11 protein-coding genes and 1 pseudogene are annotated in these 18,721 nt (G+C 71.7%); 9 read left to right on the top strand and 3 right to left on the bottom strand.

The features are described from left to right. Positions 1 to 12: 12 nt before the first annotated feature. The 5 genes from AOK23_RS18785 to AOK23_RS18765 all read left to right on the top strand — a co-directional run bounded on the left by AOK23_RS18785 (position 13) and on the right by AOK23_RS18765 (position 10,735). Entirely contained in the window at positions 13 to 1,341 is a 1,329-nt protein-coding gene (locus AOK23_RS18785; RefSeq protein WP_055713850.1) for an ABC transporter substrate-binding protein, read from the top strand. 5 nt (positions 1,342 to 1,346) lie between these two features. Continuing rightward, on the top strand, positions 1,347 to 2,705 hold the full coding sequence (locus AOK23_RS18780; protein ID WP_055713849.1) for an ABC transporter permease: 1,359 nt from the start codon (positions 1,347 to 1,349) through the stop codon (positions 2,703 to 2,705). After that, positions 2,702 to 3,547, top strand: coding sequence for a carbohydrate ABC transporter permease (locus tag AOK23_RS18775; RefSeq protein ID WP_055713848.1), 846 nt, complete (start codon positions 2,702 to 2,704; stop codon positions 3,545 to 3,547). The genes AOK23_RS18780 and AOK23_RS18775 overlap by 4 nt, the downstream gene beginning before the upstream one ends. A gap of 299 nt (positions 3,548 to 3,846) precedes the next feature. Beyond that, complete coding sequence (locus AOK23_RS18770; RefSeq protein ID WP_055713847.1) at positions 3,847 to 8,112, top strand: HAMP domain-containing protein; 4,266 nt, start codon at positions 3,847 to 3,849, stop codon at positions 8,110 to 8,112. A 241-nt stretch (positions 8,113 to 8,353) separates the two neighbouring features. Next, positions 8,354 to 10,735, top strand: coding sequence for a SpoIIE family protein phosphatase (locus AOK23_RS18765; protein WP_240496447.1), 2,382 nt, complete (start codon positions 8,354 to 8,356; stop codon positions 10,733 to 10,735). Between the two features lie 83 nt (positions 10,736 to 10,818). Here AOK23_RS18765 and AOK23_RS18760 read toward each other — a convergent pair whose 3' ends face one another. Next, the gene (locus AOK23_RS18760; protein WP_240496443.1) at positions 10,819 to 11,766 is read right to left on the bottom strand and encodes a hypothetical protein; all 948 of its coding nucleotides are present in this window, start codon (positions 11,764 to 11,766) and stop codon (positions 10,819 to 10,821) included. Positions 11,767 to 11,995: 229 nt separating this feature from the next. Between AOK23_RS18760 and AOK23_RS18755 the strand changes: the two genes are divergently transcribed. The 4 genes from AOK23_RS18755 (at position 11,996) to AOK23_RS18740 (ending at position 15,877) form a co-directional block, all read left to right on the top strand. Next, positions 11,996 to 12,355 (top strand): STAS domain-containing protein, encoded by a 360-nt coding sequence (locus AOK23_RS18755; protein WP_055713845.1) that lies wholly within the window; start codon positions 11,996 to 11,998, stop codon positions 12,353 to 12,355. Further along, positions 12,352 to 13,281 carry a sensor histidine kinase gene (locus AOK23_RS18750; protein ID WP_206336235.1) on the top strand — a complete coding sequence of 310 codons (930 nt, stop codon included), beginning with the start codon at positions 12,352 to 12,354 and terminating at the stop codon, positions 13,279 to 13,281. The genes AOK23_RS18755 and AOK23_RS18750 overlap by 4 nt, the downstream gene beginning before the upstream one ends. 193 nt (positions 13,282 to 13,474) lie before the next feature. Continuing rightward, positions 13,475 to 14,455 carry a LacI family DNA-binding transcriptional regulator gene (locus AOK23_RS18745; protein ID WP_240496442.1) on the top strand — a complete coding sequence of 327 codons (981 nt, stop codon included), beginning with the start codon at positions 13,475 to 13,477 and terminating at the stop codon, positions 14,453 to 14,455. A 198-nt stretch (positions 14,456 to 14,653) separates the two neighbouring features. Further along, entirely contained in the window at positions 14,654 to 15,877 is a 1,224-nt protein-coding gene (locus AOK23_RS18740; RefSeq protein WP_055713843.1) for a DUF418 domain-containing protein, read from the top strand. A 378-nt stretch (positions 15,878 to 16,255) separates the two neighbouring features. Here the strand turns inward: AOK23_RS18740 and AOK23_RS18735 are convergent, their stop codons facing one another. Together AOK23_RS18735 and AOK23_RS18730 are read right to left on the bottom strand one after the other, a co-directional pair. Beyond that, positions 16,256 to 17,965 carry a cellulase family glycosylhydrolase gene (locus AOK23_RS18735; RefSeq protein WP_079049553.1) on the bottom strand — a complete coding sequence of 570 codons (1,710 nt, stop codon included), beginning with the start codon at positions 17,963 to 17,965 and terminating at the stop codon, positions 16,256 to 16,258. Positions 17,966 to 18,091: 126 nt separating this feature from the next. After that, positions 18,092 to 18,700: pseudogene (locus AOK23_RS18730) on the bottom strand (beta-xylosidase family glycoside hydrolase); the annotation flags it as partial. Positions 18,701 to 18,721: the final 21 nt, after the last annotated feature.

Genomic DNA, 18,721 nt, shown 5'->3' with positions numbered 1-18,721 from the left:
GGGACATCAACGATGATGCGACGACGTACCACCCTGCTCACCGGCTGCACCGCCCTCGCCCTGGCGCTCGGCGCCACCGCCTGCGGAGGCGGCGGACCCGTCGCCGCGGGCGGCGGCGACAAGGCGCTGAACGGCCAGACGGTCACCGTCGCCGGCGTCTGGTCCGGCAGCGAGCAGAAGAACTTCCAGAAGGTGCTGGACGCCTTCACCGAGAAGACCGGCGCCAAGACCCAGTTCGTCTCCACCGGTGACAACGTCTCCACCGTCGTCGGCAGCAAGATCGAGGGCGGCAACGCCCCCGACGTGGTGATGGTCCCGCAGGTCGGCGTGCTCCAGCAGTTCGCCGGGAACGGCTGGCTCAAGCCGTTGTCCGGCACCACGCGGAAGTCCGTCGACGCCAACTACGCGACCGTGTGGAAGGACTACGGCAGCGTCGACGGCACCCTCTACGGCCTGTACTTCAAGGCCGCCCACAAGTCGACCGTCTGGTACAGCCCCGACGCCCTCGACACCGCCGGCGTCAAGCCGCCGAAGTCGTACGACGAGATGCTGAAGGCCGGGCGGACCGTCTCCGACTCGGGTCTCGCCGCCTTCTCCGTCGCCGGGCAGGACGGCTGGACGCTCACCGACTGGTTCGAGAACGTCTACCTCTCCCAGGCGGGCCCCGAGAAGTACGACGCCCTCGCCGCCCACAAGCTGAAGTGGACGGACGACAGCGTGGTCGACGCGCTCACCACGCTCGGCGAGCTGTTCGGCGACAAGCAGCTGCTGGAGGGCGGGCAGAAGGGCGCCCTCAACACCGACTTCCCCGGCTCCGTCGAGAAGGTCTTCGGCCCCGAGCCCGAGGCCGGCATGGTCTACGAGGGCGACTTCGTCGCCGGCGTCGCCAAGGACCAGTTCGGCCGGAAGATCGGCGAGGACGCGAACTTCTTCCCGTTCCCGCCGGTCGACGGCGGCAAGGCACCCGTGGTCAGCGGCGGTGACGCGGCCGTCGTCCTCAAGGACGGCAAGAACACCGAGGCCGGCATGGCCCTGCTGGAGTACCTGGCCACCCCGGAGGCCGCCGCCGTGTGGGCCGAGGCGGGCGGTTTCCTCTCCCCGAACAAGAAGGTCGACCCCGCCGCCTACGGCGACGACGTCACCCGCACCACCGCCGAATCCCTCATAGCCGCCGGCGACTCCGTCCGCTTCGACATGTCCGACCAGGCCCCGGCCGCCTTCGGCGGGACCAAGGGCGCCGGCGAGTGGAAGATCCTCCAGGACTTCCTGCGCGACCCGTCCGACCCGAAGGGGACCGCCGCACAGCTGGAGGCCGCCGCGGCCAAGGCGTACAAGGGCTGACCGCGATGACCGCCACTGCCACGAAGGTGGCCGTTCCCCCCGCCGCCGAACCCGCCGTGCGTCAACGGCGCGCCCGGCGGCGGGGCCGGATCGTCGCCCTCCTCTTCGTCTTCCCCGCCCTGCTCCTGCTCGGCGCGCTCGTCGTCTACCCCGTGCTGTTCTCCGTGGGCCGCAGCCTCTTCGACGCCACCGGCACCCGGTTCGTCGGCGGCGAGAACTACACCGAGATGTTCCGCGACCCGGCCACCCTCAAGGCGGTCCGCAACACCGCGATCTGGGTCGTGGTGGCGCCGGCCCTGCTGACCGGGCTCGGGCTGATCCTCGCGGTGCTCGTCGAGAAGGTCCGCTGGGCCACCGCGTTCAAGCTGCTCCTCTTCATGCCCATGGCCGTCTCCTTCCTCGCCGCCGGCATCATCTTCCGGCTCGCCTACGACGAGGACCCCGACAAGGGCGTCCTGAACGCGGCGGTGGTCGGCGTCCACGACGCATTCCAGGGCTCCTCGTCGTACCCGACGGCCCGCGCCCGTGACGGCCAGGGCCTCAGCGAGGGCGCCGACGGCTCCTACCGCACCAGCACGACGGTCTCGCCCGGCGACACGGTCGCCCTCGGCCTGGTCGGCGTCGCGCCCAAGGACCTGCCCGAGGGTGCCCGACCGGCCCGTACGGCGGCCGCCCGCGAGGCGGCCCCCGACGAGCTGCGCGGCGTCGTCTACCTCGACTTCACGCGTGGCGGGGGCGGAGAGCCCGGCCGGGTCGACCCCGAGGAGAGCGGGCTGCCCCGGATGACCGTCGAGGCGGTGCGCGACGGGAAGGCGGTCGCGAGCACGACCACCGGGGCCGACGGCTCCTTCCGTTTCGCGGGCCTCGCCGACGGCACGTACACCGTCGCGCTCCCCGGCTCGAACTTCGCCCCGCCCTACGACGGCGTCTCCTGGCTCGGCCCGGCGCTCGTCACGCCCGCGATCATCGGCGCCTACCTGTGGATCTGGACCGGTTTCGCCATGGTGCTCATCGGGGCGGGCCTGTCCACGCTGCCGCGGGACACGCTGGAGGCGGCGCGGATGGACGGCGCCAACGAGTGGCAGGTGTTCCGCCGGATCACCGTGCCCCTGCTGGCGCCCGTGCTGACCGTGGTCTTCGTGACCCTCGTCATCAACGTGATGAAGGTGTTCGACCTCGTCTACATCATCGCGCCCGGACCCGTGCAGGAGGACGCGACCGTGCTGGCCACCCAGATGTGGCTGGTGTCCTTCGGCGGCGGCAACAACCAGGGCCTGGGCAGCGCCCTCGGGGTCCTGCTCCTGCTGCTGGTGATCCCGGCCATGGTCTTCAACGTCCGTCGATTCCGAGGGAGTCAGCGATGAATCTCGGTGCGCTCCGGCGCGGACTGGGCAACAGCCTGGTTCAGGCCTTCCTGGTGGTCATCGGGCTGATCTGGCTCACCCCGCTGGCCGGACTGCTCCTGTCGTCCCTGCGGTCCGCCGAGGACACCGCCAGGGGCGGATGGTGGACGACGTTCACCAGCCCCGGGCAGCTGTCCTTCGACAACTACACGGCGCTGCTGGAGAACGCGGGAATCACCCGCGCGTTCTGGAACACGGTGCTGATCTCCGTACCCACGACGGTGCTCGTGGTGGTGATCGCCGCGCTCGCCGGGTACGCCTTCGCCTGGCTGGACTTCCCCGGCCGCGACACGCTGTTCCTGCTGGTGGTCGCCCTGCTGGTGGTGCCGGTGCAGATCGGTCTGCTGCCGGTGGCGAAACTCTTCGGCCAGCTCGGGCTGTTCGGCACGATCCCGGGTGTCGTCCTCTTCCACGTCTCCTACGGCCTGCCGTTCGCCGTCTTCCTGCTGCGCAACTACTTCGCCGAGATCCCCAAGGAGATGCTGGAGGCGGCCCGGATGGACGGGGGAACCGAATGGCGCATCTTCACCCGGCTCGTCCTGCCGGTGGGACGGCCGGCGATCGCGAGCCTCGCCATCTTCCAGTTCCTGTGGGTGTGGAACGACATGCTGGTGGCGCTGCTGTTCGCCGACAGCTCCTCCCAGCCGCTGACGGTGGAGCTCCAGTCGCAGATCCGCCAGTTCGGCAGCAACATCGACGTGCTGGCGCCGGGCGCGTTCCTGTCGCTGATCGTGCCGGTGGTCGTGTTCTTCGCCTTCCAGCGGCACTTCGTGCAGGGGGTCATGGCAGGGTCGGTCAAATAGCGCCCCGAGGCCGCCGGCGGCGCAGCTCCGGCGCCGGCCGGACGGCCGGGCCGAACCACGCCGAGTGCCCCCCGTTCACCGATGTATGCCGCTCGGTGCAGGGTCTTTTCGTGGCGGCCGAGATGTCCGTACGAGGCTTTGGTCGTGGCGCGACAACTGAGTTAACCTTCACCGGATTTTCTCATCCGGCTCTTCCGTGAACTGCGGAAATGCGGAGGAGGAGCGGGCCTCGCCAGGGGCCCGGCGCGGGTTCCGAGTCCTCGGGGTGAGGGCTCTAGGGGAGCGGAACGAGGGTGCGCATGAGCGGCAAGACGATCGAGGCTCCCGAGCGGGCCCCGGGCGAGCAGGAACTGCGGCAGTTGCTGGCCGGACTGACCGCCGTACGGGACGGCGACTTCGGCACCCGGCTGCCGTCCGACGGCGACGGTCTGCTCGGGGACATCGCCACGGTCTTCAACGGCATGGTGGACCAGCTGTCGGTGTTCACCTCGGAGGTCACCCGCGTCGCGCGCGAGGTGGGCACCGAGGGCACGCTCGGCGGTCAGGCCGAGGTGCCGGGGGTCTCGGGCACCTGGGCGGACCTGACCGACTCGGTCAACGCCATGGCGGGCAATCTGACCACCCAGGTCCGCGACATCGCGCAGGTGGCGACGGCGGTCGCCAAGGGCGACCTGTCCCAGAAGATCGACGTCCCCGCGCGTGGCGAGATCCTCCAGCTGAAGGAGACCGTCAACACGATGGTCGACCAGCTGTCGTCGTTCGCCGACGAGGTCACCCGGGTCGCCCGCGAGGTCGGCAGCGAGGGCCGCCTCGGCGGCCAGGCCCAGGTGCCCGGTGTCGCCGGCGTCTGGCGCGACCTGACCGACTCGGTCAACTTCATGGCGGGCAACCTGACCTCGCAGGTCCGCAATGTCGCCCAGGTGACCACGGCGGTGGCCCAGGGCGATCTGTCGCAGAAGATCACCGTGGACGCGCGTGGGGAGATCCTGGAGCTGAAGAACACCATCAACACGATGGTCGACCAGCTCTCCGGCTTCGCCGACGAGGTGACCCGTGTCGCCCGTGAGGTCGGAACCGAGGGGCGCCTCGGCGGGCAGGCCGACGTCAAGGGCGTCAAGGGCACCTGGCGCGACCTCACGGACTCCGTGAACTTCATGGCGGGCAACCTCACCGCACAGGTCCGCAACGTCGCCCAGGTCGCCACCGCGGTGGCCCAGGGCGATCTGTCGCAGAAGATCACCGTGGACGCGCGTGGGGAGATCCTGGAGCTGAAGAACACCATCAACACGATGGTCGACCAGCTCTCCGCGTTCGCCGACGAGGTGACCCGTGTCGCCCGCGAGGTCGGCACCGAGGGCAACCTGGGCGGACAGGCGATCGTCCGGGGCGTCTCGGGGACCTGGAAGGACCTCACGGACAACGTCAACGTGATGGCGTCCAACCTGACCGGTCAGGTCCGCTCCATCGCCCAGGTCGCCACCGCCGTCGCACGCGGCGACCTCTCGCAGAAGATCACGGTCGAGGCCAAGGGCGAGGTCGCCGCCCTCGCCGACGTCATCAACACGATGGTCGACACCCTCTCCGCCTTCGCCGACGAGGTCACCCGCGTCGCCCGCGAGGTCGGCACCGAGGGACGCCTCGGGGGCCAGGCGCACGTGCCGAACGTCGCCGGCACCTGGAAGGACCTCACCGACAACGTCAACTCGATGGCCAACAACCTCACCGGCCAGGTCCGCAACATCGCCCTGGTGACCACCGCCGTCGCCAACGGCGACCTGTCGAAGAAGATCGACGTCGACGCGCGCGGCGAGATCCTGGAGCTGAAGACCACCATCAACACGATGGTCGACCAGCTGTCGTCGTTCGCCGCCGAGGTCACCCGCGTCGCCCGCGAGGTCGGCAGCGAGGGCCGGCTCGGCGGCCAGGCCGAGGTCGAGGGCGTCGAGGGCACCTGGAAGCGGCTGACGGAGAACGTCAACGAACTCGCCGGGAACCTCACCCGCCAGGTCCGCGCGATCGCCGAGGTCGCGAGCGCCGTCGCCGAGGGCGACCTGACCCGCTCGATCACCGTGGAGGCGTCCGGTGAGGTCGCCGAACTGAAGGACAACATCAACTCCATGGTGGAGTCCCTGCGCGAGACCACGCGGGCCAACCAGGAGCAGGACTGGCTGAAGACCAACCTCGCCCGGATCTCCGGCCTCATGCAGGGCCACCGCGAGCTGCCCGTCGTCGCCGAACTCGTCATGGACGAACTCGCGCCGCTGGTCTCGGCGCAGTACGGCGCCTTCTACCTCGCCGAGGACACCACCCGCGGCCCCGAGCTGCGGCTCGTCGGCTCGTACGGCTACCCCGACGACACCGACCGGCCCGACCGCATCCCCGTGGGGCGCTCCCTCGTCGGGCAGGCCGCCCGCAACCGCCGACCCATCAGCGTCGAGGAACTGCCGCCGGGCTACGTCACCATCTCCTCCGGCCTCGGACAGGCCGTGCCCAGCGCCCTGGTGGTGCTGCCCATCGTGGTCGAGGACCAGGTCCTCGGCGTCATCGAACTGGGCTCCGTCACCCGCTTCACCCAGATCCACCAGGACTTCCTCGCCCAGCTGATGCCCACCATCGGCGTCAATCTCAACACCATCGTGGCCAACGCCCGCACCGACGAACTGCTGGACGAGTCCCAGCGGCTCACCGCCGAACTCCAGGCCCGCTCCGCCGAGTTGCAGGTGCAGCAGGACGAACTCCAGCGCTCCAACGCCGAACTGGAGGAGAAGGCGTCGCTGCTCGCCTCGCAGAACCGCGACATCGAGGCCAAGAACCTGGAGATCGAACAGGCCCGGCAGGAACTGGAGACCCGCGCCCAGGAACTGGCGCTCGCGTCCAAGTACAAGTCGGAGTTCCTGGCCAACATGAGCCACGAACTGCGCACCCCGCTCAACAGCCTGCTGATCCTCGCCCAGTTGCTCGCACAGAACCCCTCCCGCAACCTCACCCCCAAGCAGGTCGAGTACGCGGGCATCATCCACTCGGCCGGCTCGGACCTGCTCCAGCTGATCAACGACATCCTCGACCTGTCGAAGGTCGAGGCCGGCAAGATGGACGTCACCCCCGAACGGGTCCCGCTGCGCAAGCTGCTGGAGTACGTCGAGGCGACGTTCCGGCCGATGACGACGCAGAAGAGCCTCAAATTCACGGTGGCCACCGCCCCCGGCACACCGGCCGACCTGCTCACCGACGACTCCCGGCTGCGGCAGATCCTGCGCAACCTGCTCTCCAACGCGGTGAAGTTCACCGAGCAGGGCGGTGTCGAACTGCGCATCGAACCCGCTGCCGACCGGGAGGTGCCCCTCGGCGTCCTCCGCGGCGGCCCCGTGGTGGCCTTCCGGGTGAAGGACACCGGCATCGGTATCCCCCAGCAGCAGCTGGAGGCGATCTTCGGCGCGTTCCAGCAGGCGGACGGCACCACCAGCCGCAAGTACGGCGGCACCGGCCTCGGTCTGTCGATCACCCGGGAGATCGCCCATCTGCTGGGCGGCGCCGTCACGGTCGACAGCACACCCGGTCAGGGCAGCACCTTCACGCTCTACCTGCCCGTGGCGCGCGCCGACTTCGAGGACGGGCTCGTCGGCGGCGCCCGGCCCGTGGAGCAGTCGGACACCGCCGAACTCCCTCCGGCCACCCGGCCGGACACCGCTCCCACCGTGTCGGCGGAACGGCGCAGGCGGCGCCTCCTCGTCGTCGAGGAACGGCCCCGCGGGCTGCTGACCCTCGTCGCCGAACGCGCCGTCGCGGACATCGCGCCCGACCCCGACGACCCGCTCGGCGCCATCGACATCATCACGGCAGTCGGGGCGCAGGAAGCGGCCAGCACCCTGGCCGCCGACCCCTGCCACTGCGTCGTCCTGGAACTCGGCATGCCCGACGGCGAGGGCGCCCGGCTGCTGGAGGCCATGGAGGGCGACTCGGCGCTCGCCAGCGTGCCCGTCCTCGTGCACACCGGACACCGCGTGGACCTGGCGCAGGAGCAGACGCTGCGCTCCCGCGCGGAGAGCCGCCCGCTGGACTTCCTGTCCAGCCTGGACGAACTGCGCGAACGGATCACCCTGCACCTGTCCGCCGAGGAGCCGGGCGACGTGCTGTCCCTGGTCCGGGGCGACGACCTGCAGCGCCCGGCCGCCGAGGTCGTCGACGACGCCTTCCTCGGCCGTACCGTGCTCGTGGTCGACGACGACGCGCGCAACCTCTTCGCCCTCAGCGGGGTCCTCGAACTGCACGGCTTCCAGGTCCTGCACGCCGACAACGGCCGCAAGGGCATCGAGATGCTGCTCGCCCACCCCGACATCTCGCTCGTCCTGATGGACGTGATGATGCCGGAGATGGACGGGTACACCGCGACCGCGGAGATCCGCGCGATGGCCCAGTACGCCGAGCTGCCCATCATCGCCGTCACCGCGAAGGCCATGCCCGGCGACCAGGAGAAGAGTCTCGCGTCGGGCGCCAACGACTACGTCACCAAGCCCGTCGACACCAACGACCTCATCGGCCGCGTCCGACGCTGGCTGTCCACGTGACGGGGAGCCGCCCCGCCACGCACAGCAGCCGACCGCCTGGCGTCCCCGGACGCCCGAGCCCAGGAACAGGCCAACCGTGAGCAACCTCCACCAGCCCACCGACCCGCCGGGCCCCGGCGCCCCGACGGGCGAGCCGTCCGCCGCCGACCCGGCGGCGGGCACCGATCTGCTCGCCAGCGGCCGAACCGCCGGGACGACCGTCGCCCCGCCCCCCGCCGACCGGGCCCCGGACGATGACGCGGTGGCCGTCACCGGCCCGGACGACAAGGACGGCACAGGGCAGTCCTCCCCGGTCGGACGGCTCGCCGCGACCGTCGAGCGCCTGCGCCGCGAGGTGCAGGCCGCCCAGGCGGAAGCCGACGGCCGCGCCCTGGTCGAGCTGGCCAAGGGCATCCTCGTCGAACGCCTCCACTGCGGGCCGGCCCAGGCGGCACGGCAGCTCGCCGAGCTGACCGAGCAGGCGGGCGTGACCCCCCTGGAGTTCGCCGTCGAGGTCATCAACCAGGCCTCGCGCGACCGGCTCTCGGAGGTCACGACCGCGTTCCTCGCGACCACCGCGCACCGCGGCGACACCACCGAGGCGGGGCGCGACTCCTTCGCCGTACGGCTGCGGACCGCCGAGAGCGGGGCGCTGGCCGCGGACGACGCGCAGGCCGTGGCCGACTCCCTGCTCGAACACGCCCTGACACCGCTCGGCGCGGAGGCCGTCGCCATCTGGGCGCTGGACGCCGACGGCTCCCTCACCCTGGCGGGCAGCGCCGGGTTCTCGACGGCGGAGGCCGGCCGCTGGCGGTATGTGCCGCCGGGCGTGGCGACCGTGGCACGCCGCGGACTGGGCGAGCGGACGGGCCAGTGGATCGGCTGTCTGTCGAAGACGGGGCTGCCGTCCATCGGCCAGCACCACCACCCCGACGGAGGCCGCGTCGCCCTCCCCGCGGGCACCGGCGGCCGCATCCACGGCGTGCTGGAGATCGTCTGGCCCACACCGCTGGAGCCCCAGCCCCCGCAGATCGTCCGTCAGGTGGAGGCCCTGGCGGAGCTGTGCGCGCACACGCTGGAGACATACGTCCCGCGCCGGCCCGACGGCGACACCCGGCCCGGAGTCCTGCCGGCCGTCGCCGAGCTGATGGACCTGGCCGACGGCCTCCACGACCCCGCGCTGGTGCTCGTCCCGCACCTGGACGCCGACGGGGAACTGGTCGACTTCCGCATCCACCACGTCAACCGGCGCTTCCTCGACCCGGCGGGCCGGCCCCGCGGCGTCGTCAACGGGGCGCTGTTGCTGGAGGCCTACCCGATGGCCGCCGGCGACAGCGAACTCTTCGGCCAGGTCGAACGGGTCTACGCCACGGGCGAGCCGTTCCGCGCCCACCGCATGCGGCTCACCGCCCTCGTGGACGACGTCCCGCTGGCCGCGGTCGCCGACGTCAACATCAGCCGCCACGGGGGCAGCGTCCTGCTCATCTGGCGGATAGAGGACGAGACGGCGCGCCTGGCGAGTCTGCTCCAGCACGCCCAGCGCCTCGGCCGTATCGGCGGCTTCGAGGAGAACCTCCTCACCGGCGAGATCACCTGGAACGGGCAGCTCTACAGCCTCTACGGCAAGCCCGCCGTCGGCGGCCCGGTCCCGCTGGAGCAACTGCCCGCCCACGCCCACCCCGACGACGCCGTCGCGATCGGGAGGTTCCTGCGCACCCTGCTGCACCACCGCCGCCCGGCGTCCACGGCGTTCCGGCTCCAGCGGCCCGACGGCGTGACCCGGCACATCCGCGTGGTGGCCGAACCGGTCCTCGACTCCGACGGCCGGCTGTTCGTCGTACGGGGCGCCTACCAGGACATCTCCGCCCACCACTGGACGGAGGTCGCCCTTGCCGCGACCCGCGACCAGCTCGCCCACACCGAGCAGCAGGCGAGCGAACGCAACCGGCTGACCCTCCAGCTCCAGCACGCGATCATGCCCCCCGCGCAGGCCCCCCTGGAGGCCCCCGGACTACGGGTGGCCGTCCGCTACCGGCCCGCGGAGACGCAGAACCTGGTCGGCGGCGACTGGTACGACGCGGTCGTGCTGCCGTCCCGGCTGGTGCTGCTGTGCGTGGGGGACGTCGCCGGACACGGCATCGAGGCGGCCACCAGCATGGTGGTCCTGCGCAACGCGCTGCGAGGCCTCGCCGTGACGGGAGCGGGACCGGCCCAACTGCTGTCCTGGCTCAACATGGTGGCCCACCATCTGAACGGCGCCGTCACCGCCACGGCGGTCTGCGGCCTGTACGACCCCGAGGTCCGCACCCTGCGCTGGGCGAGGGCAGGCCATCTGCCGCCCGTCCTGGTGCGCGACGGCGAGGCGGCACCGCTGCCCCTGGTCAAGGGCCTGCTGCTCGGCGCCGTGCCGGAGGCGACGTACGAGGAGCACGAACTCCAACTGGCCGTCGACGACACCTTGTTGATGTACACGGACGGTCTGATCGAACGCCGTGACCGTTCCGTGGAGGAGTCGCTGGCCCAGCTGCTGACGGCCGCGAGCACGGTCCCGCCCACGCTCGACCAGCAACTGGACCGCCTGCTCACCTACAGCAAGTCCGACACGGACGACGACACCTGCATCGTGGGCGTCCGGGTCGACTAGACGTCCGACGCCGGCTCCCGGAGACGGGTCGCGTGCGGCGCGGACCCGGGGTGTGCCCCGCGGGTCCGCGCCGTTCCGTGCGGTCAGGCGTAGTAGTGGATCGTCCCGCGCAGTGCGGGCTCGGCTCCCTCGCAGTGCTGTTCGAACGTGGCGGCGAAGGCGGTGACCGTACCGTCGGCGTCCCGGGCCAGCTTGGTGAGGGTCAGGGTGCCGTGGCTGCGGTTGCAGCCGCCGAAGCCGGACACGTCGAGGCCGGCGATGCCGGGGCCGCTGCCGCGTTCGGTCCGGTAGGTGCGCCCCGCCTCGAAGCGTTCGCCGGTGGGCGGGACGAGCAGAGCCGACCAGGACTCCCGTTTGCCGGACGCGTCCCAGGACAGGCCGCCGACGCCCCACTCCCGCAGCGCGAAGATGCTCGTGGCCCCCGTGTGGGTGCCCGAGCGGCCCTGTCCGGGGTAGTCGCCCGGGTCGCTGGCGTAGGTGAACGACAGCGGATACGCGCGGTACTTGACGACACCCTTGAGCGCGGGGGCGTCCGGAGCCTCGCAGCGCTGGGTGTAGGTGGCGTCCAGCAGGGTGATGTCCCCGGAGGCGTCGGCCTCGATCTGGTGGATGGCGAACTGCCCGTACACCACGTTGCAGCCGCGGTGCTGTCCGCTCACGTCGAGGCCGGGGGCCCGGCCCGTCGCGGAGTGCGCCCGCTCCGCGTCGCGGTAGACGCCGGGGTGCAGCTTCTCGCCGTGCGGGGCGGCGAGCACCACGTCCCACCACGCGGTGTCGTTCTCGACCCGGAACCGTACGACTTCCAGAGCGCCCTCGACGGTGATGCTCGCCGTGGACGGGGTGTACGCGACGGCGGAGCCCTGCCCGATCCAGTCGCCGGCCTCGCTGGTGTGGCGGTAGGCGGTCACGGCCCGGGGCGTACCGCCGGCCGCCGCGGCGGGCTGCGCCGCCCCCGCCGTGAGTCCGAGCGCGACGGTCACGCCCGTCAGGGCGCCGAGTAAGCGGCGCCACCGTCTTGTGTGGGTGAGCACGTTGTTCCCCCTCCGTCGGTCGATCGCCCCACCGGGCGCTCGAACGCCTGTGTCCATGACAGGCACTGGACTGTCCCGAAAGCCCATCCGTAAACACCGGACACGCAATCAGGTCCGGTCGACCGGTGGGTTATACGATGACGTGTCTTTAGGTCCGTCGTTTCCGGGGATGCGGTGAGCGGCGACACGGGGGAGCGTCGCCCCCCGGTACCCGACACAGGGAGGGAACGTGGATGCCGCCGACGACGAGGACGCGAGGGTCCCGGCACCGCGGCCCGGGGGCGCCGCGCTGGAGATCCGTTCGCTGTCCGGCCGTCCTGGTATCCGTGCCGCTGGAGAGATCAACGTGATCACCCGTTCATCCTGGGAACAGGCCCTGAAGAAGGTGGCGAGCACCCATGGGGGCGTCTCCCACGTGGAGTTGTCGGGGCTGATGTCCATCGACGTGGGCGGGGCGGCGGTGCTGGCGGTCACCGCGCAGCGACTGACCACCGGCCGTATCGTCGTGCACCGTCCGCCGCCGGAGCTGACGCGCATCCTCGACCTGTTCTGGCCCGGCCTCGCGGCGATCGAGGTGGCGGAGCGATGACCACGGCCGCCGACATTGGACCTTTCGTGCACCCGGCGCTGTTCTACCGCGGTGAGGAGCAGTACCTGGCGGGCACCGTGCCGTTCCTCCGGGACGGTCTGGCCGCCGGGGAGGCCGTCGCCGTCGCCGTACCGGGCCCCCGCCTCGCCCTCATCGAGGCAGGGCTGGGCGCCGACGCCGCCGGGGTCGAGTTCCTCGACATGACGCGGGCGGGCCGCAACCCCGGGCGGATCATCCCCGGCGTCCTGCGCGCCTTCGCCGACGCCCACCCGGGCGGCCGGGTGAGGATCATCGGGGAGCCGATCTGGGCCGGCCGCTCGGCGGCGGAGTACCCGGCGTGCGTCCAGCACGAGGCCCTCATCAACGCGGCCTTCCAGGGCCGTGCGGTGACGATCCTCTGCCCGTACGACGCGGACGCCCTGACCCCGGCGGTGCTCGACGACGCCCGCGCCACGCATCCCGTCGTCATCGACTCCGGTGTCGAACGGCCCAGCGCCACCTACGCTCCCGAGCAGGTCGTCGCCCGCTACAACGAGCCCCTCGCCGGCCCGCCCGGAGCGGCGGCCCTGCCGTTCGACGCGGAAGCGCTGCCGTGGGCCCGCGCGTTCGCGGTGCGGGAGGCCCGCCGGCTCGGCCTGGCGGAGGCGCGGATGCAGGATCTGACGCTGGCGGTCGCGGAGCTGACCACCAACTCCGTGGTGCACGGCGGTGGATCGGGGACGCTGCGGATCTGGGCCGAGGGCGAGCAGATCGTCTGCGAGGTCCACGACCTCGGGCAGCTGACCGACCCCCTGGTCGGCCGCAGGCCCCCGGCACGCGACCAACTGGGCGGACGCGGCCTGCTGCTGGTCCACCACATCACCGACCTGGTCCGCCTCCACACCGCGTCCGAGGGCACCACCGTCCGCTTCCACCTCGACCGCTGACCGCCGGCCGTCGGCCGCCGGCCGCCGACGGGGCGCCGTCGCTGCGCGACGGACGATCACCGGTTCCCCGGCGCGAGGTGCCAGAATGGCGGGGCAGCAGGCCAGGGGAGGGGAGAGGGCGACCGTGCCGGACAACCGAGCGGGACAACCTTCGACGGAGGACCACGGGGAGCGCGGCGAGGGACCCGTATCGGTGACGATCGCGTACATCGCCGAGTCCGCGGGCGTCTCCGTACCCACCGTGTCGAAGGTGCTCAACGGCCGGTCCGGGGTGTCGGACGAGACACGGGCCCGCGTGGAGCAGCTGATCCACCAGCACGGCTACCGCAAGCCTCCCAAGAACCGCAGCAACCTCGTGGAGCTGGTCTTCCGCGAACTGGAGAGCATGTGGGCCGTGGAGATCATCCGCGGGGTCGAACGGGTGGCCCGGAAGAACCGGATCGGTGTGCTGGTGTCGGAGTTCGGGCTCCATGACACCTCCGGCATGACCATCGACGACACCGTCGGCCGACGTCCCCGGTGCGTCCTGTCGGTGGCGCAGCTCTCCGAGGCGGAGCGCGAGCAACTGAGGGCGCGGGGCATTCCGTTCGTCGTCTTCGACCCGATCGACGAGCTGCCCGACGATGTGCCGTTCGTGGGCGCCACCAACTGGAGGGGCGGTCAGGCGGCGACCCGGCACCTCATCGGACTCGGGCACCGGCGCATCGCGATGATCAGCGGGCCCGACCACGCCTTCTGCCTCGCCCGGCTGTCCGGCTACACGTCCGCTCTCGCGGAGGCCGGCCTGCCGTCGGAACCCCGCCTGGTGGTCAGGACCCAGCTCACCCGCGAGCACGGGTACGCGGCCGCACGGGAGTTGCTGTCCCGGCCCGACCGGCCCACCGCCGTGTTCACCGCGAACGACATGCAGGCGGTCGGCGTCTACCAGGCCGCCCGTGAACTCGGGTTGCGCGTCCCGGACGATCTCAGCGTGGTGGGCTTCGACGACGTTCCGGCCGTGGCCTGGATGGATCCGCCCCTGACCACCGTCCACCAGCCCCTCGCCGAGATGGCGACGGCTGCCACGGAACTGGCGCTCGCCCTCGGCCGCGGTGACGAAGTGCCGCAGGTCGGACTGGAGATCGCGACCACCCTGACCCTTCGGGAGAGCACGGCCCCGCCGAAGGAGCAGTGAGCCGGGCCGCCGGACGGCGGTCACGTGGTGCGGAGCGGTGCGCAGGGCGGTCGCTCCATGCCGTCCTGAGTCATGTCCTCGTCGCCCTCACGAAGGACGCCTCCCGCCGCCTGGTGGGGATGCGCCCTCCGGTCGGCAGGGGTGGTGCAGCCGGTCGCCGGATACTCCGCGGGGCGCGTTCTTTCCAGGCTGAACGCCATGACACAGCACTCGGCCACCACGCTGCCCCCGGGCATCGCGCCGCCCCCGGCCGACGGGACGTCACCGGTACCCCGCTCGGCCGATCCCTCGCCCGGCGCGCCCGGCGTGGGCCGGCTGATCGGCCTGGACCTGGCCCGTGGTCTCGCCGTCTTCGGCATGTACGCGGCCCATGTCGGCCCCGACCCCAGCGAGGGCGGGGTGACCGGCTTCCTGATGGAGCTGGCCCACGGCCGCTCCTCCGCCCTGTTCGCGTTCCTGGCCGGGTTCGCCGTCGTGCTCATCACCGGGCGCAGCGTGCCGAAGACGGGCCGGGCGGGCCGCCAGGCCGTCGCCAAGGTGGTCATCCGGGCGGTGATCCTGTTGGCCGTGGGCACGGCGCTGACGATGTCCGGCACCCCGGTCGAGGTGATCCTCGCCTTCTACGGCGTGTACTTCCTCCTCGTCCTGCCGCTGTACCGGCTCGGCGCGGGTCCGCTCGCGATGATCGCGGCGGGCACGGCGCTGGTGCTGCCGCAGATCCTGTACGTGCTGCGGCAGACGGTCCTGGACAGCGGGCTCGGACCGGAGGGCGGCTACGACGGGCCCGTCTCACTGCTTTTCACCGGAAGCTACCCCGCGCTGACCTGGATCCCGTTCGTCATCGCCGGGATGGCCGTCGTCCGCCTCGACCTCACCGCCACCGCCGTCCGCGCACGGCTCGCGCTGACGGGTGCCGCGCTGGCGGTCGCCGGCTACGGGGGCTCGTGGCTGGCGATCCATCTCGTGCCCGGCGCGTACGCGGCGCTCGGCGCGTCCACCTGGGGCGGTGACCCCGGTGACCTGTGGTGGTCCGACACGGGCGGCTACCCCTGGGGCAGCGCCCATGCGCTGCTGGTCGCCTCCCCGCACAGTGAGACGACCCTGTCGATCGTCGCCAACACCGGTGTGGCGATCGCCGTCGTGGCCGGCTGCCTGTCCGCGATGGACGCCTTCCCCCGTCTGGGCCGTCTGGCGCGGCCGGTCGTCGCGGTCGGCTCGATGTCGCTGACGGCCTACGTTTTCCACATCGTCGGCATCCAGCTCCTGGGCATCGAGGAACTGCCGGGCTCCCCGCTGCACGTCCTCCTCGGCTTCATCGCGGCGGTGATGGTCTTCGCGACCGTCTGGTCGCGGTATGCCTCCCGCGGCCCGCTGGAGTGGCTGATGGCGAAGGCGACCGGCGTCGCACGCCACGTCCGGTGACGGTCGGGACCGCCTCCAGGACCGGCCGGAGTTCACCCGGCACGGTGGTGAACACACGGACGTCCCACGCGCCGAGATCGACCACCGTGCCGGCCGGGACCGAGTGGTTCCCCAGGGCGTCGACGAGGTCCACGGGCGCCCGTACCCCGCTCGGCGTCCAGCTCCAGTTGCGGACCACGTGCACGCGGCGCCCGTCGGGGCCGGTGGGGAGGCGGCGACGGTGACGGAGGCGGGGAGGTCGCCCCAGCCGTTGGGTCGGGGTGCGGGTGCGAGGCAGCACTGCGGTGCCTCGGTGCTGCGGCGTGCCGTCGCCGGGATCCGGCGGGCGGACCCCGGCGACGGGATTCGGGGAGGGGTTCGGGCGCGGGGACGGTCGGGTCAGGAGGCGGGCGTGACGCGTGTGCCGGTGATCGAGTCGCCGGACCGCTTGACGTGGTACAGGACCTTCTCGCCGCTGTAGAAGTGGAAGGTCAGGGTCACCAGGTCGCCGTCGCGCAGCGCGTCCAGGAACTCGGGCCGCAGGACGATCCTGTCGTTCGGATAGTCCGGCGAGAACGCCTTGTTGAACTCCTGGAACGGGGTCCAGCCGGTCTGTCCGGCGTTGCCGCCGTCACCGTACCGGGCCTCCATCGTGGCCAGCGAGTCACCCCTGTACTGGGTCGGGACGGCGAACGCGTCGGTCGTGCCCGTGGCGTCGGACAGCACCGGGTCGTCGGAGGTGACCACCTCGATCCGCCAGGGCAGTCCTCGGGAGAACCGGGCCTGGAGCGTGGCGTTGACCCCGTACGCGCGGTCGCCCGTCAGCCGGGTCAGCGCGCCGGCGGTGAGGACGAGCCGCGTCCTGTCGAAGAGGGTGTAGTCCCGTCCCTCGACGAGCCGCTTCTTCCCGTGCCACAGGCCCCGGAACGTGGTGCCGTTGAGGTGCAGGGTGAGCCCCTTGGCCGTGATCGGCTCCGACTTCGGCACGAACACCTTGTCGAAGGAGGCCGTGCCCGAACGGGTGGTCCAGCTGGACCTGATCCAGGCGAACAGGGCGGGGTCCGTCCACTTCAGGGTCTCCCGGTTCAGATAGGCCCAGGTCCCGGGGTCCCACAGCGCGGTGGTGACCCCGGCGAGGCGGGCCGCGTGCCCGAGGTGCTCGTAGTACTTCAGCGCCTCGCCCCGCTCGACACGGGAGGGATGGTTGTGGTCGGGCCAGCCGAGCAGGCCGTACTCACCGAGGTAGACGGGGATGCCCCTGGCGACGAAGGTGTCGCGCATCCGGGCGAAGGCGTCGTCGAGGTCGTTCCGGGCGGCGGCGTCGTAGTGGGTGCCGCCCGCGATGTTCACGCTGAACGGGTACCAGCTGTAGTAGTGCACCGTCGCGATCAGGTGCCGGTCCTTCAGCGACTTGATCGTGGTGTAAAGGTCGTCCATGAGGCTCTGGGAGGGTGTGCACCCCTCCGTGGGCAGCATGAGCAGCCGGTCGGTGTTCCCGCCGCCCGAGGAGCGGACGTTTCTGTGGAAGGAGGTGTTCAGTTCGCGCAGCAGCCTGGTCTTCTCCTCGGCGGTGGCCTTGTCGAAGACCGGTTCGTTGACGCTCTCGAAGATCAGGGCGCGCGGCGCGCCGCGGAACGTCCTGGCGATCTGTGACCAGGTGGCGTCGAAGCGGGCCAGCACCCGGTCGTGGTCGGTGGGCATGTCGTCGATCCACTGCCACGAGTCGTGGTGCACGTTGAGCACGACGTACAGGCCCTCGTCGAGCGCCCAGTCGACGACCTCCTTCACACGGCTCAGGTACGCGGCGTCGACGGTGTAGGGGGCGGTGGCCCACTGGTGGTCGCTCCAGGTCACCGGGATCCGGACGCTGCGGAAACCCTCCTGGCGGAGAGCGGCGAACAGGTCCCGTGTGGCCTTCGGGTTGCCCCAGTTCGTCTCGTCCGGAATGGCGTCCAGGGTGTTGCCCAGGTTCCAGCTGGGCTGCATCGCGGCGACGACGTCCATCGCGCGGGCCGGGACCCGGACCGCCGACCTGGTCGGAGCCGTCCTGTCGTCCGGGGCGGCGGACACCGTGGCGGAGGACAGTCCGAGGATGACGACCAGCGTCATCAGGAGTCCGGTCAGTCGTCCTGGGCCGCGTCCTCGGCGGCGTCTGAACTGCGAGGTGTGCACGTGCTGTTCCTCTCTCGGTCGGTCGTGCGGGCTGGGGTGGCGGAAGGGGGGGCGGCGTCCGCTTCAGGGGGCGAGCGGCTCGTAGTCGAACCAGTCGAAGCGGACGGTGCCTTCGGCGGCGTACAGGCCGAGGACCCGGCCGGTGAAACCGCCGGCCACCTCGGTCGACAGATAGCGGCCGTCGAGGGTCGCCAGCGCGGTGAACGTGCCGTCCGGTGCCTCGACGCCGAAGGTGAGCGCGTCGGGCCCGGTGCGCGCGTCGTGCGGGGCCGACGGTTCACCGACGTCCACGCGGAGGACGGTGACCGGCCCGTCGGGCAGGGGCCGGGAGGCCACGACGGTGCGCAGCGAGCCGACGCGCGCGATCACCCGGACGTCCGTGGCGGACGCCTCGATCTCGTAGTGGTGCCGCTCGTCGAGGCGTACGGCGAGGCCACCACGCCCCGAGGCGGCGTCGACCACCGCGCGCGCCCGGCACCGCGGATGCTGCTGGCGGCGGCCGGCGAACACCACGTCGGGCTCGTCCAGGGAGCCGCCGCGCGCCCGGAGCGTCAGCCAGCCGGGGCGCTCCTTGGTGCCGTAGTGCTCGGCGGGCCGGTCCCGTGGGGAGATCCAGCACGGCCGGAGTTCGGCGAGGTCGAAGTCGTCGCGCCGTTCCTCGACGGGGGCGGGGGCTGTCTGTTATACAAATCT

It is taken from the genome of Streptomyces torulosus, from assembly GCF_001419765.1.
GTDB lineage: Bacteria > Actinomycetota > Actinomycetes > Streptomycetales > Streptomycetaceae > Streptomyces > Streptomyces torulosus.
This window is presented reverse-complemented; position numbering and strand designations above follow the sequence as displayed.

Bases quoted from the DNA above. Each gene is read 5' to 3' on its own strand.
- AOK23_RS18785 (WP_055713850.1), top strand. From the start codon at position 13: ATGATGCGACGACGTACCACCCTGCTCACCGGCTGCACCGCCCTCGCC.
- AOK23_RS18780 (WP_055713849.1), top strand. From the start codon at position 1,347: ATGACCGCCACTGCCACGAAGGTGGCCGTTCCCCCCGCCGCCGAACCC.
- AOK23_RS18775 (WP_055713848.1), top strand. From the start codon at position 2,702: ATGAATCTCGGTGCGCTCCGGCGCGGACTGGGCAACAGCCTGGTTCAG.
- AOK23_RS18770 (WP_055713847.1), top strand. From the start codon at position 3,847: ATGAGCGGCAAGACGATCGAGGCTCCCGAGCGGGCCCCGGGCGAGCAG.
- AOK23_RS18750 (WP_206336235.1), top strand. From the start codon at position 12,352: ATGACCACGGCCGCCGACATTGGACCTTTCGTGCACCCGGCGCTGTTC.
- AOK23_RS18740 (WP_055713843.1), top strand. From the start codon at position 14,654: ATGACACAGCACTCGGCCACCACGCTGCCCCCGGGCATCGCGCCGCCC.
- AOK23_RS18735 (WP_079049553.1), bottom strand. From the start codon at position 17,965: ATGACGCTGGTCGTCATCCTCGGACTGTCCTCCGCCACGGTGTCCGCC.